Origin of the sequence: Exiguobacterium sp. SH1S1, from assembly GCF_004337245.1 — a bacterium.
Lineage (GTDB): Bacteria > Bacillota > Bacilli > Exiguobacteriales > Exiguobacteriaceae > Exiguobacterium > Exiguobacterium aurantiacum_A.
Map to the genome: position 1 here is coordinate 1 of NZ_SJUZ01000011.1, position 23,578 is coordinate 23,578.

Annotated in this window: 40 protein-coding genes and 1 rRNA gene; all 41 read right to left on the reverse strand. The window is 47.9% G+C overall.

The genetic code is table 11. The annotated features are described in order from the left end of the window. Positions 1-63 (reverse strand): 16S ribosomal RNA (locus EVJ23_RS13810); the annotation flags it as partial. 369 nt (positions 64-432) lie between these two features. Continuing rightward, the gene (locus EVJ23_RS13815; protein ID WP_071398651.1) at positions 433-1,086 is read right to left on the reverse strand and encodes a KinB-signaling pathway activation protein; all 654 of its coding nucleotides are present in this window, start codon (positions 1,084-1,086) and stop codon (positions 433-435) included. A gap of 11 nt (positions 1,087-1,097) precedes the next feature. Next, complete coding sequence (locus EVJ23_RS13820; protein ID WP_071398652.1) at positions 1,098-2,129, reverse strand: P-loop NTPase; 1,032 nt, start codon at positions 2,127-2,129, stop codon at positions 1,098-1,100. A gap of 143 nt (positions 2,130-2,272) precedes the next feature. Beyond that, the gene (gene rpsI, locus EVJ23_RS13825; protein WP_070329232.1) at positions 2,273-2,665 is read right to left on the reverse strand and encodes a 30S ribosomal protein S9; all 393 of its coding nucleotides are present in this window, start codon (positions 2,663-2,665) and stop codon (positions 2,273-2,275) included. A gap of 25 nt (positions 2,666-2,690) precedes the next feature. Continuing rightward, complete coding sequence (rplM, locus tag EVJ23_RS13830; RefSeq protein WP_016510784.1) at positions 2,691-3,128, reverse strand: 50S ribosomal protein L13; 438 nt, start codon at positions 3,126-3,128, stop codon at positions 2,691-2,693. 154 nt (positions 3,129-3,282) lie between these two features. Further along, on the reverse strand, positions 3,283-4,023 hold the full coding sequence (truA, locus tag EVJ23_RS13835; protein ID WP_131466492.1) for a tRNA pseudouridine(38-40) synthase TruA: 741 nt from the start codon (positions 4,021-4,023) through the stop codon (positions 3,283-3,285). Then, entirely contained in the window at positions 4,020-4,811 is a 792-nt protein-coding gene (locus EVJ23_RS13840; RefSeq protein ID WP_070329234.1) for an energy-coupling factor transporter transmembrane component T family protein, read from the reverse strand. The genes truA and EVJ23_RS13840 overlap by 4 nt, the downstream gene beginning before the upstream one ends. Next, positions 4,808-5,686 (reverse strand): energy-coupling factor transporter ATPase, encoded by an 879-nt coding sequence (locus EVJ23_RS13845; RefSeq protein WP_016510779.1) that lies wholly within the window; start codon positions 5,684-5,686, stop codon positions 4,808-4,810. The genes EVJ23_RS13840 and EVJ23_RS13845 overlap by 4 nt, the downstream gene beginning before the upstream one ends. Then, positions 5,662-6,498 carry an energy-coupling factor transporter ATPase gene (locus EVJ23_RS13850; protein WP_070329236.1) on the reverse strand — a complete coding sequence of 279 codons (837 nt, stop codon included), beginning with the start codon at positions 6,496-6,498 and terminating at the stop codon, positions 5,662-5,664. Before EVJ23_RS13850 ends, EVJ23_RS13845 begins: the two co-directional genes overlap by 25 nt. A gap of 69 nt (positions 6,499-6,567) precedes the next feature. Then, positions 6,568-6,921 carry a 50S ribosomal protein L17 gene (gene rplQ / locus EVJ23_RS13855; RefSeq protein ID WP_016510776.1) on the reverse strand — a complete coding sequence of 118 codons (354 nt, stop codon included), beginning with the start codon at positions 6,919-6,921 and terminating at the stop codon, positions 6,568-6,570. A 24-nt stretch (positions 6,922-6,945) separates the two neighbouring features. Continuing rightward, positions 6,946-7,890: a DNA-directed RNA polymerase subunit alpha gene (locus tag EVJ23_RS13860; protein WP_070329237.1), complete on the reverse strand. Its 945-nt coding sequence runs from the start codon at positions 7,888-7,890 to the stop codon at positions 6,946-6,948. Between the two features lie 92 nt (positions 7,891-7,982). Beyond that, positions 7,983-8,378 (reverse strand): 30S ribosomal protein S11, encoded by a 396-nt coding sequence (gene rpsK / locus EVJ23_RS13865; RefSeq protein WP_070329238.1) that lies wholly within the window; start codon positions 8,376-8,378, stop codon positions 7,983-7,985. A 16-nt stretch (positions 8,379-8,394) separates the two neighbouring features. Further along, positions 8,395-8,760, reverse strand: a complete 366-nt coding sequence (gene rpsM / locus EVJ23_RS13870) for a 30S ribosomal protein S13 (RefSeq protein ID WP_035386113.1) — start codon at positions 8,758-8,760, stop codon at positions 8,395-8,397. 19 nt (positions 8,761-8,779) lie between these two features. Further along, positions 8,780-8,893 carry a 50S ribosomal protein L36 gene (rpmJ, locus tag EVJ23_RS13875; protein ID WP_003156543.1) on the reverse strand — a complete coding sequence of 38 codons (114 nt, stop codon included), beginning with the start codon at positions 8,891-8,893 and terminating at the stop codon, positions 8,780-8,782. A 30-nt stretch (positions 8,894-8,923) separates the two neighbouring features. After that, a complete protein-coding gene (infA, locus tag EVJ23_RS13880) occupies positions 8,924-9,142 on the reverse strand; it encodes a translation initiation factor IF-1 (protein WP_035386112.1) in 219 nt (72 codons plus the stop codon). 105 nt (positions 9,143-9,247) lie between these two features. After that, positions 9,248-10,006 (reverse strand): type I methionyl aminopeptidase, encoded by a 759-nt coding sequence (map, locus tag EVJ23_RS13885; RefSeq protein ID WP_016508902.1) that lies wholly within the window; start codon positions 10,004-10,006, stop codon positions 9,248-9,250. Then, positions 10,003-10,653: an adenylate kinase gene (locus tag EVJ23_RS13890; RefSeq protein WP_070329239.1), complete on the reverse strand. Its 651-nt coding sequence runs from the start codon at positions 10,651-10,653 to the stop codon at positions 10,003-10,005. Before EVJ23_RS13890 ends, map begins: the two co-directional genes overlap by 4 nt. A gap of 78 nt (positions 10,654-10,731) precedes the next feature. After that, positions 10,732-12,021 (reverse strand): preprotein translocase subunit SecY, encoded by a 1,290-nt coding sequence (secY, locus tag EVJ23_RS13895; RefSeq protein WP_070329240.1) that lies wholly within the window; start codon positions 12,019-12,021, stop codon positions 10,732-10,734. After that, on the reverse strand, positions 12,021-12,461 hold the full coding sequence (rplO, locus tag EVJ23_RS13900) for a 50S ribosomal protein L15 (protein ID WP_021066618.1): 441 nt from the start codon (positions 12,459-12,461) through the stop codon (positions 12,021-12,023). Before rplO ends, secY begins: the two co-directional genes overlap by 1 nt. A 30-nt stretch (positions 12,462-12,491) precedes the next feature. Beyond that, positions 12,492-12,677, reverse strand: coding sequence for a 50S ribosomal protein L30 (rpmD, locus tag EVJ23_RS13905; RefSeq protein ID WP_016508937.1), 186 nt, complete (start codon positions 12,675-12,677; stop codon positions 12,492-12,494). A gap of 15 nt (positions 12,678-12,692) precedes the next feature. Further along, a complete protein-coding gene (rpsE, locus tag EVJ23_RS13910; RefSeq protein WP_016508948.1) occupies positions 12,693-13,193 on the reverse strand; it encodes a 30S ribosomal protein S5 in 501 nt (166 codons plus the stop codon). A gap of 20 nt (positions 13,194-13,213) precedes the next feature. Next, positions 13,214-13,576, reverse strand: coding sequence for a 50S ribosomal protein L18 (rplR, locus tag EVJ23_RS13915; protein WP_070329241.1), 363 nt, complete (start codon positions 13,574-13,576; stop codon positions 13,214-13,216). Between the two features lie 34 nt (positions 13,577-13,610). Continuing rightward, the gene (gene rplF / locus EVJ23_RS13920) at positions 13,611-14,150 is read right to left on the reverse strand and encodes a 50S ribosomal protein L6 (protein ID WP_016508938.1); all 540 of its coding nucleotides are present in this window, start codon (positions 14,148-14,150) and stop codon (positions 13,611-13,613) included. Between the two features lie 33 nt (positions 14,151-14,183). Next, positions 14,184-14,582 carry a 30S ribosomal protein S8 gene (gene rpsH / locus EVJ23_RS13925; RefSeq protein ID WP_021066614.1) on the reverse strand — a complete coding sequence of 133 codons (399 nt, stop codon included), beginning with the start codon at positions 14,580-14,582 and terminating at the stop codon, positions 14,184-14,186. A gap of 31 nt (positions 14,583-14,613) precedes the next feature. Beyond that, on the reverse strand, positions 14,614-14,883 hold the full coding sequence (gene rpsN / locus EVJ23_RS13930) for a 30S ribosomal protein S14 (RefSeq protein ID WP_035386110.1): 270 nt from the start codon (positions 14,881-14,883) through the stop codon (positions 14,614-14,616). Positions 14,884-14,901: 18 nt separating this feature from the next. Next, positions 14,902-15,441, reverse strand: coding sequence for a 50S ribosomal protein L5 (rplE, locus tag EVJ23_RS13935; RefSeq protein WP_016508927.1), 540 nt, complete (start codon positions 15,439-15,441; stop codon positions 14,902-14,904). 32 nt (positions 15,442-15,473) lie between these two features. Next, a complete protein-coding gene (rplX, locus tag EVJ23_RS13940; protein WP_070329242.1) occupies positions 15,474-15,782 on the reverse strand; it encodes a 50S ribosomal protein L24 in 309 nt (102 codons plus the stop codon). Between the two features lie 37 nt (positions 15,783-15,819). Beyond that, the gene (rplN, locus tag EVJ23_RS13945; protein WP_012727667.1) at positions 15,820-16,188 is read right to left on the reverse strand and encodes a 50S ribosomal protein L14; all 369 of its coding nucleotides are present in this window, start codon (positions 16,186-16,188) and stop codon (positions 15,820-15,822) included. A gap of 43 nt (positions 16,189-16,231) precedes the next feature. Continuing rightward, positions 16,232-16,492, reverse strand: a complete 261-nt coding sequence (gene rpsQ, locus EVJ23_RS13950; RefSeq protein ID WP_016508930.1) for a 30S ribosomal protein S17 — start codon at positions 16,490-16,492, stop codon at positions 16,232-16,234. Positions 16,493-16,525: 33 nt separating this feature from the next. Then, positions 16,526-16,729: a 50S ribosomal protein L29 gene (gene rpmC, locus EVJ23_RS13955; RefSeq protein WP_016508900.1), complete on the reverse strand. Its 204-nt coding sequence runs from the start codon at positions 16,727-16,729 to the stop codon at positions 16,526-16,528. Further along, on the reverse strand, positions 16,716-17,153 hold the full coding sequence (rplP, locus tag EVJ23_RS13960; RefSeq protein ID WP_016508922.1) for a 50S ribosomal protein L16: 438 nt from the start codon (positions 17,151-17,153) through the stop codon (positions 16,716-16,718). Before rplP ends, rpmC begins: the two co-directional genes overlap by 14 nt. Positions 17,154-17,185: 32 nt before the next feature. Further along, positions 17,186-17,830, reverse strand: a complete 645-nt coding sequence (gene rpsC, locus EVJ23_RS13965) for a 30S ribosomal protein S3 (protein ID WP_035386108.1) — start codon at positions 17,828-17,830, stop codon at positions 17,186-17,188. A gap of 13 nt (positions 17,831-17,843) precedes the next feature. Further along, positions 17,844-18,176 (reverse strand): 50S ribosomal protein L22, encoded by a 333-nt coding sequence (gene rplV / locus EVJ23_RS13970; protein WP_021066609.1) that lies wholly within the window; start codon positions 18,174-18,176, stop codon positions 17,844-17,846. 20 nt (positions 18,177-18,196) lie between these two features. Continuing rightward, complete coding sequence (gene rpsS, locus EVJ23_RS13975) at positions 18,197-18,472, reverse strand: 30S ribosomal protein S19 (protein WP_012727673.1); 276 nt, start codon at positions 18,470-18,472, stop codon at positions 18,197-18,199. 66 nt (positions 18,473-18,538) lie between these two features. Further along, positions 18,539-19,369: a 50S ribosomal protein L2 gene (gene rplB / locus EVJ23_RS13980; protein ID WP_070329243.1), complete on the reverse strand. Its 831-nt coding sequence runs from the start codon at positions 19,367-19,369 to the stop codon at positions 18,539-18,541. Between the two features lie 34 nt (positions 19,370-19,403). Beyond that, positions 19,404-19,685, reverse strand: coding sequence for a 50S ribosomal protein L23 (gene rplW, locus EVJ23_RS13985; protein WP_024372184.1), 282 nt, complete (start codon positions 19,683-19,685; stop codon positions 19,404-19,406). After that, on the reverse strand, positions 19,685-20,308 hold the full coding sequence (gene rplD / locus EVJ23_RS13990; RefSeq protein ID WP_070329244.1) for a 50S ribosomal protein L4: 624 nt from the start codon (positions 20,306-20,308) through the stop codon (positions 19,685-19,687). Before rplD ends, rplW begins: the two co-directional genes overlap by 1 nt. Before the next feature lie 28 nt (positions 20,309-20,336). Next, entirely contained in the window at positions 20,337-20,963 is a 627-nt protein-coding gene (rplC, locus tag EVJ23_RS13995) for a 50S ribosomal protein L3 (protein ID WP_016508913.1), read from the reverse strand. Between the two features lie 61 nt (positions 20,964-21,024). Next, positions 21,025-21,333 carry a 30S ribosomal protein S10 gene (gene rpsJ / locus EVJ23_RS14000; RefSeq protein ID WP_016508894.1) on the reverse strand — a complete coding sequence of 103 codons (309 nt, stop codon included), beginning with the start codon at positions 21,331-21,333 and terminating at the stop codon, positions 21,025-21,027. A 380-nt stretch (positions 21,334-21,713) separates the two neighbouring features. After that, on the reverse strand, positions 21,714-22,223 hold the full coding sequence (locus tag EVJ23_RS14005) for a nucleotidyltransferase family protein (protein WP_070329245.1): 510 nt from the start codon (positions 22,221-22,223) through the stop codon (positions 21,714-21,716). Positions 22,224-22,320: 97 nt separating this feature from the next. Beyond that, positions 22,321-23,508, reverse strand: a complete 1,188-nt coding sequence (gene tuf / locus EVJ23_RS14010) for an elongation factor Tu (RefSeq protein WP_070329246.1) — start codon at positions 23,506-23,508, stop codon at positions 22,321-22,323. Positions 23,509-23,578: the final 70 nt, after the last annotated feature.

The following is a 23,578-nucleotide window of genomic DNA, read 5'->3' on the forward strand; positions in this document are numbered from 1 at the left end:
GACTTGCATGTATTAGGCACGCCGCCAGCGTTCGTCCTGAGCCAGGATCAAACTCTCCAAAGAATTTGATATAGCTCTTGAAAATGACGAAGCTTGCGCTTCAATCAAAACTTGTAAAACTTTTTTTGCCTCATCGTTCAGTTTTCAAAGACCAAATGTTGTCGTGTTAGCGACTTTTTAATAATAGCGAGTTCACTTTTTAAAGTCAACCATTTTTTATTATTTTTTCACTTTTTTTCTGTTGCTCAAATTTGAACAGCAGCGACGTTTATTAATATATCAATGCCTGCACTATTCGTCAACTGTTTTTCTAAAAAAACTTTGATTGCTTCAAAAATTATTTCGATACGCTTAAATTGGCCGTGGACTCCCTTCTTAACCAATGGAAAAGCTCAGGCGAAATCACCTGAGCTCATCACTGGCAAGAGAACATTACGACGATTTGGACGAGACGCGTTTCTTCGTCTTTAATGACTCTTTAGGACCACTATTCGATTTTGACACTGCTTCACCGTGCGCTGGCGCTTGGAAGCGATGAAGCATCAACACTTGGTAAGCGTTGGCGAACACGAGCGTCGCAAGTGCCGGCCATAGAAGAGCGATCTCATCTGTCGCTTGCAGTGCCGGAATCCACTCAATCAACGTAATGACGATCATCAAGAAGAGCGCGGGGATAAATGCACTCGCGTTCGTCTGTCTCGCCTTGCTCGTCGCTACGATCCACGACACGACGACTAGGACGAGCATCTCTCCGATATAACGCCACATGTGATCATTTCCAAATGCGAGCATGCGTAGATAGACCGCGTCAAATAACGCGAATACAATCAAGAGCACTTGAACTCGATTCCACAGTTTCGCTCCGCGGAATAAATCCAAGCCGACTCGGTGGACGATCAAGTAGGCAAAAAAGCCCATCATACTGATTCCCGTCCACGTGCTCGAGTAACTGAGTGCCGTCACGATCGCTTCCCACGACTGACTGACCAAATAACCCGGATTGGCGAGTATATTCATCAGGAACCCAAATAGCGTCCCGAAAACGAGCGTCGTCCAAAACAAACGTAAAAAACCTTGTACTTTCATCTGCTAACCATTCACCCTTCTATTTGTTGAATGACCGATTGCGCCAATTCATCATATGTTGTCTCAAACGGATGCCCATCCCGGTAGACCGAAGGCGCAAAGTCGTCTTCGTTGTCATACGGCTGACCGAGCGGGATTTGCGCGAGCAGTTTACTCTTGAGCGCTTCTGATAATTTTTCGCCGCCGCCGTAACCGAAGACGTATTCTTTCTCGCCCGTTACCTTACTCTCGAAGTACGCCATATTCTCAATGATTCCGAGCACTTTATGGTTCGTCTTGATTGCCATCGCACCCGCTCGAGCCGCGACGAAAGCAGCGGTCGCGTGAGGTGTCGTTACAATCAACTCCTGGCATGACGGGAGCATCGAGTGGATATCAAGCGCGACGTCACCTGTCCCTGGCGGTAAATCGAGCAACAAGTAGTCGAGGTCGCCCCACTCCACATCATTGAAGAAGTTGTTGAGCATCTTCCCGAGCATCGGTCCGCGCCAGATGACCGGCGCATTGTCTTCGACGAAGAAGCCCATCGAGATGACTTTTACCCCGAACCGCTCGACCGGGATGATTTTTTCACCTCGGACGACGGGACGTTCTTCAATCCCGAGCATGTCCGGGACGCTGAACCCGTAAATATCGGCATCGATCAAGCCGACCTTTTTACCGGCACGTGCTAACGCGACCGCCAAGTTGACCGACACCGTCGACTTCCCGACGCCGCCTTTTCCTGAAGCGATTGCTATGAACGTCGTTCCTGAGTTTTCACGAAGGATAGCCGGTTTTGTCGCTTCTTGTAAACTTTCGTCATTTAGCGCTTCGAAACGAAGGCCGACCGTCTTAAAGCCTTTTCCTTTCAACAATGTGACGATCTCTTGTTGCAGCTGAAGCTGCTCTCCGCTCCCGGTCTGACCGAGTGCCACTTTCACGCTGACATAGTCTTCTTTAATTCGGACGTCTTTCACGCCAGCTGTATCTCCAAGCGTACGATTGATCGTCGGATCGACCAACCCTGCTAATTCTTCACGAACTTGTTCTACTGTAAGCATGTCATTTCCCCCTAATTTCTGTCTCGATAACAGTATATCAAAAAAAGCGTTTTCTTGAGGGAACGAAAACCAACTATTTCTCGAGCAACAAAAAAACTCTCCGCCCATAAAGGGCGGAGAGTTTAGACCAAACTGTTCGAAGATTAACGCTTCGAGAACTGTGGTGCGCGACGTGCTGCTTTAAGACCGTATTTTTTACGCTCTTTCATACGTGCGTCACGAGTCAAGAAGCCTTTTTCTTTGAGGCTTGGACGGAATTCTGGGTCCGCTTGAAGAAGCGCACGTGATACGCCGTGGCGAATCGCTCCAGCTTGTCCAGTGAATCCACCACCGTTAACGTTAACGATGATATCGTATTTACCTTCTGTTTCAGTCAATACGAGTGGTGATTTTGCCATCATGATCAAAGTCTCATGACCGAAGTATTCTGAAATATCACGGCCATTTACAACAACTTTGCCGTCACCTGCAACGAGGTGAACACGAGCCACCGAGTGCTTGCGGCGGCCAGTTCCGTAGTAACGTACATCTGCCATCGTTTAGTTCCTCCTTGTGTCCCGATTAACCGCGAAGTTCGTAAACTTCTGGTTTTTGTGCTTCGTGGTTGTGCTCAGCTCCAGCGTAAACGTGGAGTTTAGTGAATTGTTGACGACCGAGTGATCCTTTTGGAAGCATCCCTTTGATCGCGAGTTCAAGCATACGCTCTGGGCGTTTTGCAAGAAGCTCTTTTGCAGTTTGTGATTTCAAGCCGCCTGGATGACCTGAATGACGGTAGTACATCTTGTCGTTCAGTTTGTTACCAGTCAATTTGACTTTCTCAGCGTTGATGATGATGACGTGGTCTCCGCAATCAACGTGTGGTGTGAAAGTTGGCTTGTGCTTACCGCGAAGAAGTGATGCTACTTCACTAGTCATACGACCGAGTGTTTTGCCTTCTGCATCGATAAGGTGCCATTTGCGTTCTACTTCAGATGCTTTAGCCATGAATGTCGTGCGCATGTGGAATACCTCCTAAAATGTCTGTTCATTTGAATTTTTTAATGCTTGTTTGATGCTTTATCATAATCCTAGTTTACGGGGCTAAGATTGTGGTTCATCTCTCAATGTGAAAATGAAATGCCAATGAATATGATACGTTTTTACAAGGGGAATGTCAATCTACTTTTTTATAATTCACATTCCATAAATATAGACCGTGCGGTGGAGCCGTAATCCCAGCACTGCGGCGGTCTTTCGCCGCGAGCATTCGACTCACATCGGCCGGCTCATACTTCCCTCTGCCAACCTCCATTAACGTACCGACCATAATCCGGACTTGGTTGTACAGAAAGCCGGATCCGACGAACCGAAAGTACATTTCGTCTCCCACCTCAACGAGTTCCGCTTCATAAATCGTGCGGACACGGTCCACCACTTCTGACTTCGTCACCGAAAACGAAGTGAAATCATGTGTCCCGACGAGTGACCGGAGCGCTTGACGCATCCGTTCCCGGTCAAGCGCATACGTCACCGTCACGGCATGATGGCGGCGGAACGGATCGACGTCAGTGCGAATGAAGTAACGATACTCTTTCCGTTTCGCACCGTAGCGGGCATGGAAAGAAGCATCTACTTCTTCGGCCGAACAAACAAGGATATCATCTGGCAACATCGCGTTCAACGCTTTGACGAAGCGATCTGCCGGCATCGATAAATGCGTATCGAAGTGGATGACCTGACCTTTCGCGTGAACACGGGCATCCGTCCGCCCAGAAGCGACAACTTTCATCGCTTGACCATGCATCTTCGCAAGAACCGTCTCGACTTCGGCCTGAACCGTATTGCCGTTTGGCTGGACTTGATAACCCGCATAATTCGTCCCATCATAAGCAATCGTCAATTTAACCCGTCTCATCCTATCCCTCGCAATCCAATCAAAATGAGTGTCAAGCAGACAAATACGATCAACAATCCTGTGTCGCGTCGTTCCCACGTCATCTCACGCCACCTCGTCCGCCCTTCACCCCCACGGTACCCGCGGGCTTCCATCGCCGTGGCAAGGTCCTCAGCCCGCTTAAACGCGGACACGAACAATGGGATCATGAGCGGGACGACCGCTTTTAACCGATCTTTAATCGGACCACTCTTTAAATCGACGCCTCGCGCCTGTTGCGCCTTCATGATGCGATCCGTCTCGTCGGCTAGCGTCGGCAAGAAACGAAGCGAGATGGACAGCATCAGGGCGATCTCGTGTGCCGGCACTCGTATGCGTTCGAGGGGACGAAGACCAGCTTCAATCGAATCGGTCAGTTCCATCGGCGTCGTCGTCAAGGTGACGAGCGTCGTCAACATGACGAGATAGAAGAAACGGAGCGAGACGATCAAGCCCATTCTCACCCCTTCCGAATAAATCGAGAACGGACCGAGTGAAACGAGCAACGTCCCTTCCCGATTGAAGAACAGTTGCAACAGGAGTGTGAACACGATCAAAAATAAAATCATTTTCAACCCGTTCCATAAATAGCGCCATGACAACTGAGACAATTTGACCGCGAATAACGTGAACGCGAGTAAAAACACGTTCGTCCACAAATTGTCGGCCAAGAAGACGACTGGAATAAACCCGAGGATGAACAGCGTTTTGGCCCGAGCGTCAAGTGTGTGCAGCCATGAATGACCGGGAATGTATTGCCCGATAATCATATGGCTCCCCCCTTTCTCAACTCGGCCGCAATCCAGTCCGCCAGTTCGACTTCCGTCCGAAGGGATGGAGGCTCGACCCCGAACGTCGGTGCGAGTTCAAGCGCGAGCCGAAGCACGTTCGGGACGTCGAGTTGCAACGAGCGAACGAGTGACTCGTCCTTGAACAGTTCGAACGGGTCACCATCGAAGGCGACTTGTCCTTGTTCCATGACGACGACACGTTCCGCATACGTCAACACGTCATCCATGTCATGCGAGACGAGGATGAGCGTCAAGTCGAGTTCTTCTTTTAAACGTTTAAACAGCGCCAGCATGTCTTGACGGCCGAGCGGGTCGAGTCCTGCCGTCGGTTCATCGACGACTAAGACGTCCGGACGGCTCGCGAGCACGCCCGCAATCGCGACACGTCGCATCTGTCCGCCCGACAAATCGAACGGGGAACGGTCCCATAACGTTTCATCGAGACCGACAAGGCGCAGGGCCGCATGAGCCCGTTCTTTCGACTCGGCCTCCGTCGCACCGAAGTTGCGGGGACCAAACATCACGTCGCGTTCGACCGTCTCTTCAAACAGTTGATGCTCGGGATACTGAAAGACGAGCCCAACGCGGCGTCGAAGCGGAAGCAAACTTTGCTTTTTATCGCGACGCTTCGTAATCGCACGTACTGTAATGTCATCCACGACGACACGACCTTTTGTCGGTCGCAGTAAGCCGTTCATGTGCTGAACGAGTGTCGATTTCCCAGAGCCGGTATGGCCAAGAAACGCAACAAGCGCCCCCGACGGAATAAATACATTCACATCGCGCAGCGCGGTTCGTTCAAACGGAGTATTCAATTGATATTGGTAAGTCACTTCTTCAATGCTAATCGGCATAGATGGTTCACCAACTCCGAATGTTGTAGCATCAGACGATCGAGTGGTATGCCCCGTTCCTTCAGTTCGAGTTGCATCCGTACGATAAACGGCACATCCAATTGGATGGCACGTAACGCTTCCGGATTTCTAAACACGTCTTCTGGTGTACCGGTCATTGCAATTTTCCCTTTAGACAAGGCAATGATACGGTCGGCAAACAACACTTCGTCGAGCTCGTGTGTAATGGCGACAACGGTCATCCCTTCTGAGACGAGCTGTTGTACCGTTTGTAACACCTCTTTACGCCCAATCGGGTCGAGCATCGAGGTAGCTTCATCGAGCACGAGGACATGCGGGCGCATTGCGAGAGCCGAAGCAATCGCAACACGCTGCTTTTGTCCACCGGATAACTGATGCGGTTCACGGTCCGCTAGTTCCGATAATCCAACGCGCGCTAGACTGTCATCAATTCGACGAACCATTTCTTGACGTGGAAGTCCCATGTTTTCGAGAGAGAACGCCACATCATCGCGCACGGTCGCCCCGACAAACTGATTGTCGGGATTTTGGAAGACGACACCGATCCGTTTACGAACGTCCCACACGTCTGTGGCGTCCGTCGGATCGAGCGTCTCAACCCGGACCTCTCCTTCCTGAGGAAGCAAAAGCCCGTTCCACAACTTCGTCAAAGTCGACTTGCCGGAACCATTATGGCCAACGATGGCGAGCCATTCCCCTTTGTATACATCGAGTGACAACCCGTCTAAGGCTGGCTCGGTTTGTCCCGGGTAACGAAACACGACATCACGTACCATAATTTGAGATTCCATCTGTCGACTCCTTTCCGATGTGGAAACAGGGCAATACGTGACCGCATGCCCTGTTGACTGCCTAATGAATTAGACGAGTTCGATGATTACGACTTCCGCACCGTCACCGCGGCGTGGGCCGACTTTCATGATGCGTGTGTATCCACCTTGACGTTCAGCGTAGCGTGGTGCCACGTCTTCGAACAATTTTTGGATTGCGTTTTTCTCTCCAGCGCTCTCTTTGCGAACGAATGAAGCTACTTGACGACGGGCATGAAGATCGCCACGTTTTCCAAGAGTGATTAATTTTTCAACGACTGGGCGAAGTTCTTTCGCTTTTTGTTCAGTTGTTTGAATGCGCTCGTTGATAATAAGGTCAGTTGCAAGATCACGCAAAAGAGCCTTGCGTTGCGAGCTTGTACGGCCAAGTTTCGAATAAGCCATTACATTTCCCTCCTTCGGTTGAACTTAGTCTTCTTTACGCAAGCCCAAACCGAGCTCGTCCAACTTGAGTTGAACTTCTTCGAGTGATTTACGTCCGAGGTTACGGACTTTCATCATCTCTTCCTCTGATTTGTTTGCGAGTTCTTGAACAGTGTTGATGCCGGCGCGCTTCAAGCAGTTGTACGAACGAACTGAGAGATCGAGTTCTTCGATCGTCATTTCAAGTACTTTTTCTTTTTGGTCTTCTTCTTTCTCGACCATAATTTCTGCGTTGAGAGCTTCGTCAGTCAAACCAACAAAGATATTCAAGTGTTCTGTCAAAATTTTCGCTCCAAGCGATACTGCTTCTTCCGGACGGATTGAACCATCTGTCCACACGTCTAATAGAAGCTTATCGAAGCTAGCATCTTGACCGACACGTGTTTTGTCTACTTCGTAGTTCACGCGTTGAATCGGTGTATAGATCGAATCGATTGGAATGACACCAATCGGCATATCATCACGTTTGTTATCTTCTGCCTGGACGTAACCACGACCACGGCGAGCAGTCAAACGCATGCGAAGCGTCGCATTGTCAGCGAGAGTCGCGATGTGGAGCTCAGGATTCAAGATTTCAACGTCGCTATCATGGGTAATGTCTGCCGCAGTGACAGCACCGGCACTTGAAACGTTAATCTCAAGCGTTTTCTCTTCTTCCGAGTACACTTTGAGCGCTAACTTCTTGAGGTTTAAAACAATTTGGGTGACGTCTTCGACGACTCCGTCAATCGTTGAGAACTCGTGAAGTACGCCATCGATTTGAACCGCCGTAATCGCTGCACCAGGAAGCGATGACAATAAAATTCGACGCAGTGAGTTGCCGAGAGTAGTGCCATATCCACGTTCAAGCGGTTCCACCACGAATTTACCAAACGTAGCATCCTCGCTGATTTCGACCGTTTCGATCTTTGGTTTTTCAATCTCGATCATCTGAACCCCTCCTTGAGTGTATCCTGCCACGCAGCTTGCGCTGCATTGTATATGTTGTTCGTGCTAGGTAAGCCCATCACACGCACAAACGATTATACGCGGCGACGTTTTGGAGGGCGGCAACCGTTGTGCGGAACAGGTGTTACGTCACGGATTGCAGTTACTTCAAGACCAGTAGCTTGGAGGGCACGGATTGCCGCTTCACGTCCAGCACCAGGACCTTTAACGTTAACTTCTACTGTACGCATACCGTTGTCCATTGCAACTTTCGCTGCAGTTTCAGCAGCCAATTGTGCTGCGAACGGTGTCGATTTACGTGATCCTCTAAATCCAAGGTTACCAGAAGTAGCCCATGAGATCGCGTTACCTTGCGTGTCAGTGATTGTGATGATTGTGTTGTTAAATGTAGAACGGATGTGTACCACACCGACTTCAATATGCTTTTTGACTTTACGTTTTGAACGTACATTTTGCTTACGTTTCGCCATTGTTCAATTCCCTCCTTTACTTCTTCTTGTTCGCTACTGTACGGCGTGGGCCTTTACGAGTACGCGAGTTGTTCTTCGTGTTTTGTCCGCGAACAGGGAGACTACGGCGATGACGGACACCGCGGTAGGCGCCGATTTCGATCAAACGCTTAATGTTGAGTGAAACTTCACGACGAAGGTCACCTTCAACTTTAATTCCGTCAATTGCTTCACGGATGCGGTTGATTTCGTCTTCTGTAAGATCACGTGTGCGTGAATCTTCAGATACGTTTGCAGTCTTCAAGATTTCTTGTGCTTTTGTTTTACCAATACCAAAGATGTATGTGAGCGAAATAACGATACGTTTTTCGCGCGGAATATCTACACCAGCAATACGTGCCATGTGTGCACCTCCTCTTAGATTAACCTTGTTTTTGTTTGTGTTTCGGGTTTTCGCAAATTACCATTACTTTTCCTTTACGGCGAATAACTTTACATTTTTCGCAAATCGGTTTTACCGACGGTCTTACTTTCATGATTATACCCTCCTCCTGGAAAAATCGGAGTTACTTATAACGGTACGTGATTCGCCCGCGAGTCAAGTCGTACGGAGACAACTCGACAGTTACGCGGTCGCCTGGAAGGATTCGAATGTAGTGCATCCGAATTTTCCCTGAGACGTGCGCGAGCACCGTGTGGCCGTTTTCTAACTCCACTTTAAACATTGCGTTTGGAAGTGGTTCGATAACAGTGCCTTCCACTTCAATGACATCTTGTTTCGCCATCATTTATTCCCCTTTCTATATGAAGATATTTAGGAGCACAGACGATCTATTGTACAGTACTGTGAGAGAAGGATCCATAACGGATCAGCACGCAACAATAGAGCCTCATTCACCGGAATCGAGTTTCGTTAAAATCTCGTATCCATCGTCTGTGATGGCGATGGTGTGCTCAAAGTGGGCGCACATGCTACCGTCCACTGTCACAACTGTCCAGTTGTCAGCCAGCGTTCGAACATAGCGTTGACCAGCGTTGACCATTGGTTCAATGGCTAACGTCATCCCAGTCTTTAGGCGCGGCCCTTTCCCCGGTGGACCATAGTGCGGAATTTGCGGTTCTTCATGCAAATTTTGACCGACACCATGACCGACATACTCACGGACGACAGAAAACTCATGAGATTCAACATACGCTTGAATCGCATGCGAAATGTCTGTCAATCGCAGTCCAGCCTTGGCGTGCTCCAATCCTTTATACAGACTTTCTTCGGTTACGTCAAGCAACCGCTGTGTCTCTTCTGAGATTGTTCCCACTGGATAAGTCCAAGCGGAATCTCCATGGTATCCGTTATAGTGGGCACCGATGTCGATCGAGATGATATCTCCATCGTTCAATACCCGTTCTCCGGGAATTCCATGAACAAGTTCTTCGTTCACTGAAGCGCAAACACTACCGGTAAAACCGTTGTAGCCTTTGAACGACGGTGTCGCACCTTGGCTGCGAATGTAATCTTCCGCAATCCGGTCGAGCTCTAGCGTCGTAATACCTGGTTTGATGTGCTCTTTGAGCACCTGGTGCGTTCGAGCAACAATTTGCCCAGCCTCACGCATAATCGCAATTTCTCGAGGCGTCTTCGTGATGATCATTCAGTATCACCGAGTAACGCTTTAACATCGGCATAAACGACATCGATTGGACGATCTCCATCCAATGTACGAAGATACCCTTTTTCTGCATAAAAGTCAATAAGTGGTTTCGATTGCTCGATGTTGACGTCAAGGCGACGGCGAACCGTTTCCTCTTTATCGTCTTCACGTTGCATGAGTGCCGACCCATCCACATCACAGATGCCTTCCACTTTTGGTGGATTGAAGATCACATGATATGTCGCTCCACACGTCGGGCAGATCCAACGACCTGTCAAACGCGGAACGAGAATTTCCGCAGCCACATCAATGTTGACGACGTGGTCGATCTGTTTCCCCAAATCTTTAAGCAAACTTTCGAGTGCCTCTGCTTGAGCAACAGTACGCGGGAATCCATCGAGTAAAAAGCCGTTTTTCGTATCATCTTGACTCAAGCGTTCACGTACGATTCCGATTGTTACCTCATCCGGTACGAGTTCCCCTTTATCCATGAACGATTTAGCTTCTTTACCAAGTGGCGTTCCGCCTTTGATTGCCGCACGAAACATGTCGCCTGTCGAAATGTGTGGGATTTGGTACTCTTCGACGATTTTAGCCGCTTGAGTCCCTTTCCCTGCACCCGGTAAGCCCATGAGTACTAGATTCATCTCAGTTAGCCTCCAGTTTTGATTTTCACAACACATCGTAAACACGACAGGAAGGAAGGGAGAGCCCTTCCTTCCGCTTTAACGGATAAAGCCTTTATAGTGTCGTTTTACGAGTTGACTTTCGATTTGTTTCATCGTTTCGAGGGCTACCCCGATTACGATCAACAAGCTCGTCCCTCCGATTTGCACCGAAGTTGGGAGACCGGCAAGCTTAATGAAGATTGTCGGCATGATCGCAACGAGCGATAGGAAAATCGCTCCGAAGAAAGTCAATCGATAGAGCAACTTCGTGATGTACTGTTCTGTTTGCGCCCCAGGACGAATCCCAGGAATATAGCCACCTTGCTTCTGCAGATTTTCTGCCATTTGTTCTGGGTTGACCTGAATAAATGTATAGAAGTAAGCGAACGCGATGATGAGCGCTACGTAGATTGACATTCCGATTGGAGATGTCGTATCGAAGTAAGTCTGCAACTTCTGCGTCGTTTCCGGAGAAGCAATGAAGCTTGCAACAGTTGGCGGTGTCACCATGAAGGAAATCGCGAAGATAACCGGGATGACACCAGCAGCGTTTAGCTTGATTGGCAAGTGCGTCGACTGACCGCCCACAGGGGTACGGTTCGCCGTGCGCTTCGCGTATTGAATCGGAATCTTACGTGCCGCTTGTTGAACATAAATGATCCCAACCGTCACAGCAAGAATAACGAGCAATAGCACAGCCAAGTAAACGATGTTAATGAATAACGCGTCTCCAGCATTTTGGAGCTTCGTCTCGTAAATCTGCGTGAAGATTCTTGGGAACCCAGCGATGATACCCGCGAAGATGATGACGGAAATACCATTCCCGACACCTTTCTCCGTTGTCATCTCACCGAGGAACATCAAGAACGCCGTACCTGCAGTAAGTACAATCGCGATCACGAAATAGGTTGCCGTTCCCCACGTCTCATTGACGAGACCTGGGTAGAGGCGGTTAAATCCGAACGACAGTGATGTCGCTTGGACAAACCCTAACATGATCGTCCCATAGCGCGTGACCGTCGCTAGCTTCTTACGCCCGGACTCGCCTTGTTTTGCCCATTCGGCAAACTTCGGAACGACGTCCATTTGTAAAAGTTGTACAACGATCGATGCCGTGATGTACGGCATGATCCCCATTGCGAACAGGGAGAAGTTCTGTAAAGCATTTCCTCCAAACAAGTTCAAGAAGTCGAGTAGACCTCCTGAGTCAAAACGCAACACATCCGTATTCACCATCGGCACCGGGATATGGGCCCCGATGCGGAAAATGATGATGATTGCGAGTGTGAAGAGAATACGCTGTCGAATATCTTTCACGCGCCACATATTGGAGATCGTCTGAAACATCAGATCACCTCAACTGAACCGCCAGCTGCTTCGATCGCTTCTTTCGCTGCACCCGAGAATTTGTTGGCTTTAACAGTTAATTTTGTTTCAAGCTTGCCGTTAGCAAGTACTTTGATTCCGTCTTTAGCAGAGCTGACGACACCAGTCTCGATTAAGAGTTCTGGAGTGACTTCAGTACCTGCTTCGAAACGGTTAAGCGTGTCTAGGGAAACAACTGCATACTCTTTACGAGTAGGGTTGTTGAAACCGCGTTTTGGAAGACGACGGTAAAGTGGGTTTTGTCCACCTTCGAACCCTGGACGAACGCCACCGCCTGAACGAGCTTTTTGACCTTTATGTCCACGGCCAGAAGTTTTACCGTTACCAGTCGCCATACCGCGACCGACACGGTTGCGTTCGTGACGCGAACCTGGAGTTGGCTTCAATTCATGGAGTTTCATAGTGGCACCTCCTTATTATTAAAATCGATATTATTCGTTAATTTCTTCTACAGTCACAAGGTGCGACACTTTTTTGATCATACCACGCATCGCGACGTTGTCAGGGACAACGACGGTTTGATGCATTTTGCGAAGACCAAGTGTACGTACTGTTACACGCTGATCCTCGGGACGACCGATTGTGCTGCGTGTGAGGGTGATTGCGAGTTTCGCCATGTCTAGTTCCCTCCCTTATTTAAGAAGTTCTTCTACGCTTTTACCGCGTAGTTTAGCAACTTCCTCTGCTTTTTTAAGCTCTGTCAAGCCTTTGACCGTCGCACGGACGATGTTGATCGGTGTGTTTGATCCAAGCGATTTCGAAAGGATGTCACCTACACCTGCAAGTTCGAGCACTGCACGAACTGGACCACCGGCGATAACCCCAGTACCTTCAGAAGCAGGTTTCATGAATACACGACCTGCTCCGTATACTCCTGTGATTTCGTGTGGAATTGTTGTACCAACCATTGGTACTTGAACCATGTTTTTCTTAGCGGCTTCAATAGCCTTGCGGATCGCTTCTGGCACCTCTTGTGCCTTACCTGTACCGAAACCGACGTGACCATTTTTGTCACCTACGACTACGAGAGCGGCGAAACGGAAGCGACGGCCACCTTTCACAACTTTCGCGACGCGGTTTACGGTAACAACGCGTTCTTCAAGTTGTTCCATGTTAACGTCTAACTGGCGCATCGAGTGTCCCCTCCTTTTTGTTAGAATTTAAGACCCGCTTCACGAGCTGCTTCTGCAACAGCTTTGACGCGGCCATGATAGAGGTATCCACCACGGTCGAACACAACAGTGTCGATACCTTTCTCGAGTGCACGTTCAGCTGCAAGTTTACCAACAGCTTTCGCTGCTTCAACGTTGCCGCCGTTTGTAAGATCGAGTGCTTTATCTTTCGAAGATGCTGACACAAGCGTTGTTTGTGACGCGTCATCGATAAGTTGTACGTAGATGTTCTTGCTCGAACGGAATACGTTCAAACGTGGACGAGCTGCCGTCCCGGTGATCGTACGACGTACACGAGCATGACGTTTCTTACGAACTGCATTTTTATCTGCTTTTGTGATCATTTATGCCACTCCTTTCCGTTCATTTCGTGACGAATTACTTACCAGTCTTACCTTCTTTACGGCGAATACGTTCATCAGAGTAACGAACACCTTTACCTTTGTAAGGTTCTGGAGCACGGTACGAGCGGATTTGAGCTGCAACGTGACCGACGCGCTCTTTGCTAATACCTTTTACGATGATTTGCGTGTTTGAAGGAACTTCGATCTCGATACCTTCTTCAGCAACGTACTCGATTGGATGCGAGTAACCGAGGCTGAGGACGAGTTTGTTACCTTGCTTAGCAGCACGGTAACCAACCCCTGAGATCTCAAGTGTTTTCTGGAACCCGTTAGACACACCTTCCACCATGTTGGCGATGAGGGCACGTGTCGTACCGTGGATCGTACGGTTCTCTTTCGAGTCATCCGGACGAACAACAGTTAGTTCGTTTTCTTCAATTTTGACTTCCAAGGCTGGGTTAGCTGAAAGCGAAAGTTCACCTTTAGCACCTTTTACTGTGACAATGTTGCCTTCTGCAACCGTTACAGTAACGCCAGCTGGAATCGTAACTGGTTTTTTACCAATACGTGACATTGATTACACCTCCGTTCTTGTTAGAAAAGTGACTTACCAGATGTAGGCGAGCACTTCGCCGCCGACTTGTTGTTGGCGAGCTTCTTTATCAGTCATAAGACCTTTTGATGTCGAAAGAACTGCGATACCGAGTCCTCCGAGTACTTTTGGTACTTCATCTGCTTTTGCATATACACGAAGACCTGGTTTCGAAATACGTTTGAGACCAGTGATAACACGTTCGTTGCTTGCTCCATATTTAAGGAAAAGACGAAGTGTACCTTGTTTAGCGTCCTCGATATATTCAACATCGCGAATGAAACCTTCACGCTTGAGGATCTCTGCAACCTCACGTTTGATATTAGAAGCTGGAAGCTCCAATTTTTCATGGCGAACCATGTTAGCGTTACGGATACGTGTAAGCATATCTGCAATAGGGTCTGTCATTACCATGCGATGTACCTCCTTTCACACTGTTAGTGGATTACCAACTTGCTTTTTTAACACCAGGGATTTGACCTTTGTATGCAAGATCACGGAACTTGATACGGCTGATCCCGAATTTACCCATGTAACCATGTGGACGACCTGTGATACGGCAACGGTTATGAAGACGTACAGGTGACGAGTTACGTGGCAATTTGCTGAGTCCGATGTAGTCGCCTTCAGCTTTTAATTGCGCGCGTCTCTCAGCGTACTGGGCAACGAGTTTCTCGCGTTTTTGCTCGCGATTCACCATTGACTTTTTAGCCATGTTGTCGACCTCCCTTTATTATTTTTGGAATGGCATTCCGAGAAGTGTGAGCAATTCACGTGCTTCTTCGTCTGTGTTCGCTGTTGTAACAACAACGATATCCATACCGCGTACTTTAGTTACTTTATCGTAATCGATTTCAGGGAAAATAAGCTGCTCTTTCACACCAAGCGTGTAGTTACCGCGTCCGTCGAATGCTTTCTTCGATACACCGCGGAAGTCACGTACACGTGGAAGTGAAACAGTTACTAATTTGTCGAGGAAATCGTACATGCGCTCGCCACGAAGTGTTACTTTCGCACCGATCGGCATGCCCTCACGAAGTTTGAAACCAGCGATTGATTTCTTAGCCTTCGTTACGAGTGGTTTTTGACCTGAAAGAATTGATAATTCTTCCACTGCCATGTCAAGAGCTTTCGAGTTCGAAACAGCGTCACCTACACCCATGTTGATGACGATCTTGTCGACTTGTGGCACTTGCATAACCGAGTCATAGTTGAATTTATCCATCATCGCTTTCACGATGTCGCTTTTATACTTCTCTTGCAAACGGTTCATAGTCGAATGGACCTCCTTTCGTCACGTTGTTCTTATTTATCGAGTACTTCGCCCGATTTCGCGACACGAACTTTTTTACCATCGACTACTTGGAAACCAACGCGAGTTGGTTTGCCCGTTTTAGGGTCGATTGGCATGACGTTCGAGACGTGAATTGGTGCTTCGATTTCAAGGATACCGCCTTGTGGATTCGCTTGTGATGGTTTAGCGTGTTTTTTCATCACGTTAACCCCTTCAACGACTACGCGGTTCTTGCTTGGCATAGCTTTGAGGATAACCCCTTGCTTGCCTTTATCTTTACCAGACATTACCTGGACTGTATCGCCTTTTTTAACATGCATCGTTTTGCGCACCTCCTTATAGGATTGAAATTGGAAATTAAAGTACTTCCGGTGCCAACGAAACGATCTTCATGAATTCTTTTTCACGAAGTTCACGTGCAACTGGCCCGAAGATCCGAGTGCCGCGTGGGCTCTTGTCATCTTTGATGATGACTGCTGCGTTCTCATCGAAACGGATGTACGAACCATCTTTACGACGAGCGCCGCGTTTTGTACGAACGACAACTGCTCTGACAACGTCACCTTTTTTAACAACGCCACCTGGTGTTGCTTGTTTTACCGTCGCGACGATGATGTCACCGATGTTTGCAGTCTTACGACCTGAACCACCGAGGACTTTAATTGTCAACAGTTCACGCGCGCCAGAGTTGTCTGCTACTTTCAAGCGAGATTCTTGTTGAATCATGCGAGTGTACCTCCCTCCGGATGTTTATAGATCCGAACTGTTATTAGATGATTACTGATTCTTCTACTACTGTTACGAGACGGAAACGTTTGTCTTTAGAAAGCGGACGTGTTTCCGCGATGCGGACCACATCGCCTACTTTAGCGACATTGTTCTCATCGTGCGCTTTAAATTTCTTCGTGTAGTTTACACGTTTTCCATAAAGCTTATGACGTACTTTTGTTTCAACTGCAACGACGATCGTTTTGTCCATTTTGTCAGACACGACGCGTCCAGTGAGTACTTTACGCTTATTGCGTTCCATGAGTGTTACCTCCTCTTCAATAATCCGATTAGATTAGCCGTTGTTGATGCCGAGTTCGCGTTCACGAAGAATCGTTTTAGCACGCGCAATCGACTTGCGTACTTCACGGATACGAGCAGGATTCTCAAGCTGACCTGTAGCTAATTGGAAACGAAGGTTAAAGAGTTCTTCTTTCCACTCGCCTACTTTACCGTTGAGCTCTTCATTTGTTGATTGACGGAGATCAGTTGCTTTCATTCGTATCACCACCATTTTCTTCACGTTTCACGAACTTACATTTCACTGGAAGTTTGTGCGCTGCAAGGCGAAGTGCCTCACGTGCGACTTCCTCAGATACACCCGCGATTTCGAACATTACTTTACCAGGCTTAACTACAGCTACCCAGCCTTCTGGAGCACCTTTACCCGAACCCATTCGAACTTCGAGAGGCTTTTTAGTGTACGGCTTGTGTGGGAAGATCTTGATCCACACTTTACCGCCACGTTTCATATAACGTGTCATTGCGATACGTGCTGATTCGATTTGACGGTTTGTGATCCAGCTCGCTTCGAGCGATTGGAGACCGAATTCACCGAAATGTACTGTTGTGCCGCGTTTTGCATTTCCGCGCATTTTACCACGGTGTACACGACGATATTTCACGCGTTTAGGTAACAACATAGTGTGTTGCCTCCTTCCTGAAAGAGTGTTTATTATTTAGTGTTTTTTGTTGGAAGAACTTCTCCGTGGTAAAGCCATACTTTAATTCCGATTTTACCATAAGTTGTGTCAGCTTCAGCTGTTCCGTAGTCGATGTCGGCACGGATTGTATGAAGCGGAACTGATCCTTCTGAGTACTTCTCTGAACGAGCGATATCAGCGCCACCAAGACGACCAGAAACTTCTGTTTTGATCCCTTTGATGCCAGTGCGCATCGAACGTTGAATTGACTGTTTCATTGCACGACGGAATGACACACGGCCTTCCAATTGACGAGCGATGTTTTCAGCAACAAGCTTAGCGACCGCATCCGCGTTTTTCACTTCAACAACGTTGATGTGAACACGTTTGCCTTCAGCAAGCTTTGTGATATTTTTACGGAGTGACTCGATTTCCGAACCACCTTTACCGATGACCATACCTGGTTTCGCAGTGTGAAGCGAAATGTTTACGCGGTTTGCAGCGCGTTCGATTTCAACTTTAGCCACACTAGCATCCTTCATTTTGTTTTCGATGTATTCACGAATAACGTAGTCTTCATGAAGGAGATCTGCGTAGTCTTTCTCAGCGTACCAACGCGAATCCCAGTCTTTGATAACACCAACGCGAAAACCGTGCGGATTTACCTTTTGACCCACTACATATCCCTCCTTATTTCTCAGTTACCACGATGTGAATGTGGCTTGTGCGTTTGTTAATACGACTTGCGCGACCCATCGCACGTGGGCGGAAGCGTTTGAGTGTTGGACCTTCGTTGACGAAAATTTCAGATACAACAAGGTTCTCAATGTTCATATCGTAGTTGTGCTCTGCGTTAGCAATCGCTGACTTCAATACTTTTTCAACGATTGGCGACGCTGCCTTGTTCGTGTGAGCAAGGACAGAGAGCGCTTCGCCGACTTGTTTCCCGCGAATTAAGTCTACAACGAGACGTGCTTTGCGAGGAGCAAGACGGACCATATTAGCTGATGCTTTAGCTTGCATGGATTTGACCTCCCCTCAGATTACCGTTTCGTTTTCTTGTCTGATCCGTGACCTTTATACGTGCGTGTTGGAGCGAATTCACCAAGTTTGTGACCGACCATGTCTTCTGTCACGAATACTGGTACGTGTTTACGACCATCGTGTACACCGAACGTGTGACCCATGAATTCTGGGAAGATTGTCGAGCGACGTGACCAAGTTTTGATGACTTGCTTCTCACCAGATTCGTTAAGTTTGTCAACTTTAGCGAGCAAATGGTGATCTGCGAATGGACCTTTTTTCAAGCTGCGACCCATGATAGAACCTCCCTTTGGAATGATTCGGGAACGGCTCTTTCGAACCGCCCAAGAATCATGTAATAATTATTTCTTACGACGACGAAGGATGTACATGTCGCTCGATTTGTTTTTCTTACGAGTTTTGTAACCAAGAGCTGGTTTACCCCAAGGAGTAAGTGGGCCCGAACGACCGATTGGCGCACGACCTTCACCACCACCGTGTGGGTGATCAACTGGGTTCATTACAGAACCACGTACTGTTGGGCGTTTGCCTAACCAACGTGAACGTCCTGCTTTACCGATGTTTACAAGTTCGTGTTCTTCGTTACCAACTGAACCGATTGTCGCGCGGCAAGTGCCGAGGAACAAGCGTGATTCACCTGATTGAAGACGAACGATGACGTACTTGCCGTCACGTCCTTGGATTTGTGCCGATGCACCAGCCGCACGAACAAGCTGACCGCCTTTACCAGGCTTAAGCTCGATGTTGTGGATAGTAGTACCGACAGGGATGTTTACGAGTGGAAGAGCGTTCCCCACTTTAATATCCGCTTCAGGACCAGACATGATTTCCATGCCTACTTTGATGCCCTTAGGAGCGAGGATGTAACGTTTCTCACCATCTGCATAGTTGATGAGGGCGATGTTAGCTGAACGGTTTGGATCGTATTCGATCGTAGCAACGCGTCCGATGATAGCATCTTTGTTACGTTTGAAATCGATGATACGGTATTTACGTTTGTGCCCGCCACCTTGGTGACGTACAGTCAAACGACCTTGGTTGTTACGACCGCCTTTTTTCGAAAGCTTTTCAGTTAACGATTTCTCAGGACGGTTCGTTGTGATCTCTGCAAAGTCGAGAGATGTCATGTTACGGCGACCGTTAGTGGTCGGCTTAAACTTTTTAATTGCCATCGAGGATTCCCTCCTTTTCTTCTAAGGTAGTAAATTAACCGAGGAAGTCGATTGTGTTGCCTTCAGCAAGAGTTACGATCGCTTTTTTACGACGCGATGTGTAACCAGAGTGACGACCGACACGTTTCGCTTTCGGTTTCATGTTCATTGTGTTTACCGAAGCAACTTTCACGTTGAAAATTGTTTCGATAGCGTGCTTCACTTGTGATTTAGTCGCTTTAACTTCGATCTCGAAAACGTATTTGTTAGCTTCCATGAGGCTAACTGAACGCTCAGTGATGATCGGACGTTTGATGATATCGTATGCTTGAGCCATTATGCAAGCACCTCCTCTACCTTCGCAACCGCATCTTTAGTGAAGATGACTTTGTCGTTAGCAATGAGGTCAAGAACGTTAACGCCCGCTGCCTCGATTACAGTCACTCCTGGGATGTTACGAGCTGCGAGAGCGATAGTCTCATTGTAGTCCGCTGTGACTACAAGAGCCTTACGTTCTACTGATAGGCCAAGAAGTACTGCGACCATATCTTTTGTTTTTGGTGCATCGAAAGCAAGGCCTTCGAGGACGATCATTTCGTTGTTTTGTACTTTCGACGACAAAGCCGAGAGAAGTGCAAGACGACGAACTTTTTTAGGAAGCTTGTAAGAGTATGAACGTGGAGTTGGACCGAAGACTGTTCCACCACCAACCCATTGTGGTGAGCGGATCGAACCTTGGCGCGCACGACCAGTTCCCTTTTGTTTCCATGGTTTACGGCCGCCACCGCGTACTTCCGAGCGACCTTTCGTATCGTGAGTACCTTGACGGCGTGATGCTTGTTGCATGACGATCGCGTCATAAAGTACTGATTCGTTTGGCTCGATACCGAAAATGGCTTCAGCCAATTCGATTTCGCCAACTTGTGAACCTGTTTGGTTTAGCAAAGCTACTTTAGGCATTCGTAATTCCTCCTTTCCGTGCAGTTAATTAGTTACCTTTGACAGCTGTCTTGATGATGACGTTCGATTTACGAGCGCCTGGGATTGCGCCTTTAACGAGTACAAGGCCGCGTTCCACGTCAACTTTGACAATTTCAAGGTTTTGAATCGTTTTACGCTCGCCACCCATTTGACCAGGAAGAAGCTTCCCTTTAAATACGCGGTTAGGCGCTACAGGACCCATTGAACCAGGGCGACGGTGGTAACGCGAACCGTGGGACATTGGTCCACGTGATTGTCCGTGACGCTTAATCGCACCTTGGAATCCTTTACCTTTTGAAGTACCTGTTACGTCCACTAATTCACCTGCAGCGAAAATGTCCGCCTTGATCTCTTGACCGATTTCGTATCCTTCTACTGAAGTACGAATTTCTTTCATGAAGCGCTTAGGTGTCGCGCTTGCTTTCGCAGCGTGACCTTTTGCCGGTTTGTTTTGACGTGATTCTTTGATGTCTCCAAAACCGAGTTGAACTGCTTCGTAACCGTCTGTTTCAAGTGTTTTAACTTGAAGCACAACGTTTCCTTCGACAGCAACTACTGTTACCGGTACGACTTCGCCTGCTTCGTTGAAGATTTGAGTCATACCAAGTTTTGTTCCTAAGATTCCTTTAGCCATGAGATACACCTCCTGTTTAATAATTATTGTCTCTTCTGGCTAGTATCTACTATATGAAGAATTAAAGTTTGATTTCGATGTCAACACCTGATGGTAATTCGAGACGCATAAGCGCATCAACCGTTTTTGGTGTTGGGTTAACGATGTCGATCAAGCGTTTGTGTGTACGCATTTCGAACTGTTCACGAGCATCTTTATACTTGTGGACCGCACGAAGGATCGTGTAGATCGATTTGTCAGTTGGAAGCGGGATTGGGCCCGAGACCTTCGCACCTGAACGTTTCGCAGTTTCAACGATTTTCTCAGCTGATTGATCGAGAACGCGATGGTCGTATGCTTTTAAGCGAATACGGATTTTTTCATTTGCCATGTAAGTTTCCCTCCTTTGTCGCCTACTTTTAAAAATAGACAGTTCTCAGCGGAAATTTCCACACCGGCCATGGCAAAGCTGCCTGGCGTGTCATAACCTCCCGCTTCATCGCAGCGTGCTTGTGTCAGCAGAGGCATCCGATCATTGCAAATCAACGATAGGACCCATTTTCTGCTGTAAAGTCTCTCACCACTCGCACAAACACTTAATCATTATATCGAATCTGCAAAACAAATGCAAGATTTGATTTTTTTCGATCGTGCCGGATGTCTGATGAGTTGTTCAACGTTCACTAATGTAACAAGATTCGAATCCTTTTGCAAGTTCTTTTCCTTCTTTTGTTGAACTATTTTTCAAAAGAAGGCCCATGCCAACTCTTCCTAGCGTTTCATATACTCTTTAAACTGCTCAGTGACGGCTTCGACGACTGATGCCGGAGCTCGTTTCAAACACGTTTGCACAATCGAGTTGTTGAACGGGTGCGTCATAAAGTATTCGTGCAGCTTGTCGACTTTCTCTTCCCGCCCCATCACTGAATAGAGGACGACCCACTCTTCAAGATGCATCCAACTCTCGTCCGGTTCAATGTAAGGATGCGTATAAATCCCGTCCGTGCAACGCATCCGAAAACTAGCCATCACGTCGATGTCCTGGCCTTCAAACGTATATTCGCCAAAGTACGTCGTCATATACTCGTCGTGCGGACCAGACTCTTCTTTTTTTCCGGCACGGCTGAGCACACGGTCAATCGTCTCGAACTGGTCAGGCTCAACGAATAGATCCAAGTCACGCGCCGTCTCGACGATTCCGTGATGCTTGAGTAAACTTGACCCGCCAAAGCGGCAGGCAACGCCGTTCAACCGGCAAAGCGTCTCCACTTGCTTTTCCATCATCGATTCTCCTTCCTACAATCCTATCTCCTATCCTATCACTTCGTTTCAAAAAACAAAAAAGCAGCCCGCAAATGCGGACTGCTTAAGACATCGATTACTCGACGATTTCTGTTACCGAACCAGCACCTACAGTACGGCCACCCTCACGGATTGAGAAACGTGTTCCGTCTTCGATCGCGATTGTAGAAATCAATTCGATCGTCAACTCGATGTTGTCTCCTGGCATTACCATTTCAGTACCTTCTGGAAGGTGAACGATACCTGTTACGTCAGTTGTACGGAAGTAGAACTGCGGACGGTAGTTCGCGAAGAATGGCGTGTGACGGCCACCCTCTTCTTTAGAAAGAACGTAGATTGAAGCTTTGAATTTAGAGTGCGGAGTGATTGTACCTGGTTTAGCAAGTACTTGTCCACGCTCGATGTCTTCACGTGATACACCACGGAGAAGAGCACCGATGTTGTCGCCAGCTTCTGCATAGTCAAGAAGCTTACGGAACATCTCTACACCAGTACATACAGTTTTCTTAGTTTCTTCTGTAAGACCAACGATTTCAACTTCGTCGTTGACGCGGAGAATACCACGCTCAACACGACCAGTCGCTACAGTACCGCGACCAGTGATTGAGAATACGTCCTCAACTGGCATCATGAAGTCTTTGTCCGTGTCACGAACAGGCTCAGGGATGTACTCATCAACTGCGTTCATGAGTTCCATGATTTTTTCTTCCCATTGTGGTTCGCCGTTAAGCGCGCCAAGAGCTGAACCTTTGATTACAGGGAGGTCGTCGCCTGGGAAGTCATATTCAGAAAGAAGTTCACGGATTTCCATCTCAACGAGTTCGAGAAGCTCTTCGTCGTCAACCATGTCAACTTTGTTCATGAATACTACGATGAAAGGAACACCTACTTGACGTGAAAGAAGAATGTGCTCACGTGTTTGTGGCATTGGGCCATCTGTTGCCGAAACAACGAGGATCGCGCCGTCCATTTGTGCAGCACCAGTGATCATGTTTTTAACATAGTCAGCGTGACCTGGGCAGTCAACGTGTGCGTAGTGGCGTTTTTCAGTTTCGTACTCGATGTGAGCTGTTGCGATTGTGATACCGCGCTCGCGCTCTTCTGGAGCACCATCGATTGCGTCAAACTTTGTAGCTGTTTTCCCTTGTGCTTTTGAAAGTACAGCTGAAATCGCTGCAGTCAAAGTTGTTTTACCGTGGTCGACGTGGCCAATTGTACCAACGTTAACGTGCGGTTTAGAACGGTCGAATTTTTCTTTACCCATTCTAGATTCCTCCTCTATAGACAATTAATTTTTTATTTAACTAGGAAGACGTAGGCTACTTTTAACATAC

Excerpts from the sequence above, each read along its gene's own strand:
- rplX (WP_070329242.1), bottom strand. The coding sequence starts at position 15,782 with ATGCATGTTAAAAAAGGCGATACAGTCCAGGTAATGTCTGGTAAAGAT.
- rplB (WP_070329243.1), bottom strand. The coding sequence starts at position 19,369 with ATGGCAATTAAAAAGTTTAAGCCGACCACTAACGGTCGCCGTAACATG.
- rpsI (WP_070329232.1), bottom strand. The coding sequence starts at position 2,665 with ATGGCAGATGTACGTTACTACGGAACTGGCCGCCGCAAGCACTCGGTG.
- rplV (WP_021066609.1), bottom strand. The coding sequence starts at position 18,176 with ATGCAAGCTAAAGCATCAGCTAATATGGTCCGTCTTGCTCCTCGCAAA.
- rpsJ (WP_016508894.1), bottom strand. The coding sequence starts at position 21,333 with ATGGCAAATGAAAAAATCCGTATTCGCTTAAAAGCATACGACCATCGC.
- EVJ23_RS13890 (WP_070329239.1), bottom strand. The coding sequence starts at position 10,653 with ATGAATCTAGTACTCATGGGCTTACCGGGTGCAGGGAAAGGGACTCAA.
- truA (WP_131466492.1), bottom strand. The coding sequence starts at position 4,023 with ATGAGACGGGTTAAATTGACGATTGCTTATGATGGGACGAATTATGCG.
- EVJ23_RS13815 (WP_071398651.1), bottom strand. The coding sequence starts at position 1,086 with ATGAAAGTACAAGGTTTTTTACGTTTGTTTTGGACGACGCTCGTTTTC.
- EVJ23_RS14005 (WP_070329245.1), bottom strand. The coding sequence starts at position 22,223 with ATGGAAAAGCAAGTGGAGACGCTTTGCCGGTTGAACGGCGTTGCCTGC.
- infA (WP_035386112.1), bottom strand. The coding sequence starts at position 9,142 with ATGGCGAAACAAGATGTCATTGAAGTGGAAGGCACTGTTATCGAACCA.
- rplO (WP_021066618.1), bottom strand. The coding sequence starts at position 12,461 with ATGAAACTCCATGAATTGAAGCCAACTCCAGGTTCGCGTCACGAACGC.
- EVJ23_RS13845 (WP_016510779.1), bottom strand. The coding sequence starts at position 5,686 with ATGCCGATTAGCATTGAAGAAGTGACTTACCAATATCAATTGAATACT.
- rpsH (WP_021066614.1), bottom strand. The coding sequence starts at position 14,582 with ATGGTAATGACAGACCCTATTGCAGATATGCTTACACGTATCCGTAAC.
- EVJ23_RS13850 (WP_070329236.1), bottom strand. The coding sequence starts at position 6,498 with ATGGAATCTCAAATTATGGTACGTGATGTCGTGTTTCGTTACCCGGGA.
- rpmD (WP_016508937.1), bottom strand. The coding sequence starts at position 12,677 with ATGGCGAAACTCGCAATCACCCTCACACGCAGCACAATCGGTCGTCCC.
- rplF (WP_016508938.1), bottom strand. The coding sequence starts at position 14,150 with ATGTCACGTATTGGTAAAAAACCAGTTACGATTCCAGCTGGCGTTACT.
- rplR (WP_070329241.1), bottom strand. The coding sequence starts at position 13,576 with ATGATCACAAAAGCAGATAAAAATGCAGTTCGTAAGAAACGTCATGCT.
- rplP (WP_016508922.1), bottom strand. The coding sequence starts at position 17,153 with ATGTTGTTACCTAAACGCGTGAAATATCGTCGTGTACACCGTGGTAAA.
- rplD (WP_070329244.1), bottom strand. The coding sequence starts at position 20,308 with ATGCCTAAAGTAGCTTTGCTAAACCAAACAGGTTCACAAGTTGGCGAA.
- rplC (WP_016508913.1), bottom strand. The coding sequence starts at position 20,963 with ATGGCTAAAGGAATCTTAGGAACAAAACTTGGTATGACTCAAATCTTC.
- rpsQ (WP_016508930.1), bottom strand. The coding sequence starts at position 16,492 with ATGGAACGCAATAAGCGTAAAGTACTCACTGGACGCGTCGTGTCTGAC.
- rplN (WP_012727667.1), bottom strand. The coding sequence starts at position 16,188 with ATGATTCAACAAGAATCTCGCTTGAAAGTAGCAGACAACTCTGGCGCG.
- rpsK (WP_070329238.1), bottom strand. The coding sequence starts at position 8,378 with ATGGCGAAACGTAAGCAAAATGTACGTTCAAAACGTAAAGTCAAAAAG.
- EVJ23_RS13860 (WP_070329237.1), bottom strand. The coding sequence starts at position 7,890 with ATGATCGAGATTGAAAAACCAAAGATCGAAACGGTCGAAATCAGCGAG.
- rplQ (WP_016510776.1), bottom strand. The coding sequence starts at position 6,921 with ATGGCTTATTCGAAACTTGGCCGTACAAGCTCGCAACGCAAGGCTCTT.
- rpsE (WP_016508948.1), bottom strand. The coding sequence starts at position 13,193 with ATGCGCCAGTTAGACGTTAACATGGAACAACTTGAAGAACGCGTTGTT.
- rpsS (WP_012727673.1), bottom strand. The coding sequence starts at position 18,472 with ATGGGTCGCAGCTTGAAAAAAGGTCCATTCGCAGATCACCATTTGCTC.
- rpmC (WP_016508900.1), bottom strand. The coding sequence starts at position 16,729 with ATGAAAGCAACTGATCTCCGTCAATCAACAAATGAAGAGCTCAACGGT.
- rpmJ (WP_003156543.1), bottom strand. The coding sequence starts at position 8,893 with ATGAAAGTAAGACCGTCGGTAAAACCGATTTGCGAAAAATGTAAAGTT.
- secY (WP_070329240.1), bottom strand. The coding sequence starts at position 12,021 with ATGTTTCAGACGATCTCCAATATGTGGCGCGTGAAAGATATTCGACAG.
- rplW (WP_024372184.1), bottom strand. The coding sequence starts at position 19,685 with ATGGCTCAAGCATACGATATCATCAAACGTCCGATCATCACTGAGCGT.
- EVJ23_RS13840 (WP_070329234.1), bottom strand. The coding sequence starts at position 4,811 with ATGATTATCGGGCAATACATTCCCGGTCATTCATGGCTGCACACACTT.
- rpsM (WP_035386113.1), bottom strand. The coding sequence starts at position 8,760 with ATGGCACGTATTGCTGGTGTAGATATTCCGCGCGAAAAACGTATCGTT.
- EVJ23_RS13820 (WP_071398652.1), bottom strand. The coding sequence starts at position 2,129 with ATGCTTACAGTAGAACAAGTTCGTGAAGAATTAGCAGGGTTGGTCGAT.
- map (WP_016508902.1), bottom strand. The coding sequence starts at position 10,006 with ATGATCATCACGAAGACGCCTCGAGAAATTGCGATTATGCGTGAGGCT.
- tuf (WP_070329246.1), bottom strand. The coding sequence starts at position 23,508 with ATGGGTAAAGAAAAATTCGACCGTTCTAAACCGCACGTTAACGTTGGT.
- rplE (WP_016508927.1), bottom strand. The coding sequence starts at position 15,441 with ATGAACCGTTTGCAAGAGAAGTATAAAAGCGACATCGTGAAAGCGATG.
- rplM (WP_016510784.1), bottom strand. The coding sequence starts at position 3,128 with ATGCGCACGACATTCATGGCTAAAGCATCTGAAGTAGAACGCAAATGG.
- rpsN (WP_035386110.1), bottom strand. The coding sequence starts at position 14,883 with ATGGCTAAAAAGTCAATGGTGAATCGCGAGCAAAAACGCGAGAAACTC.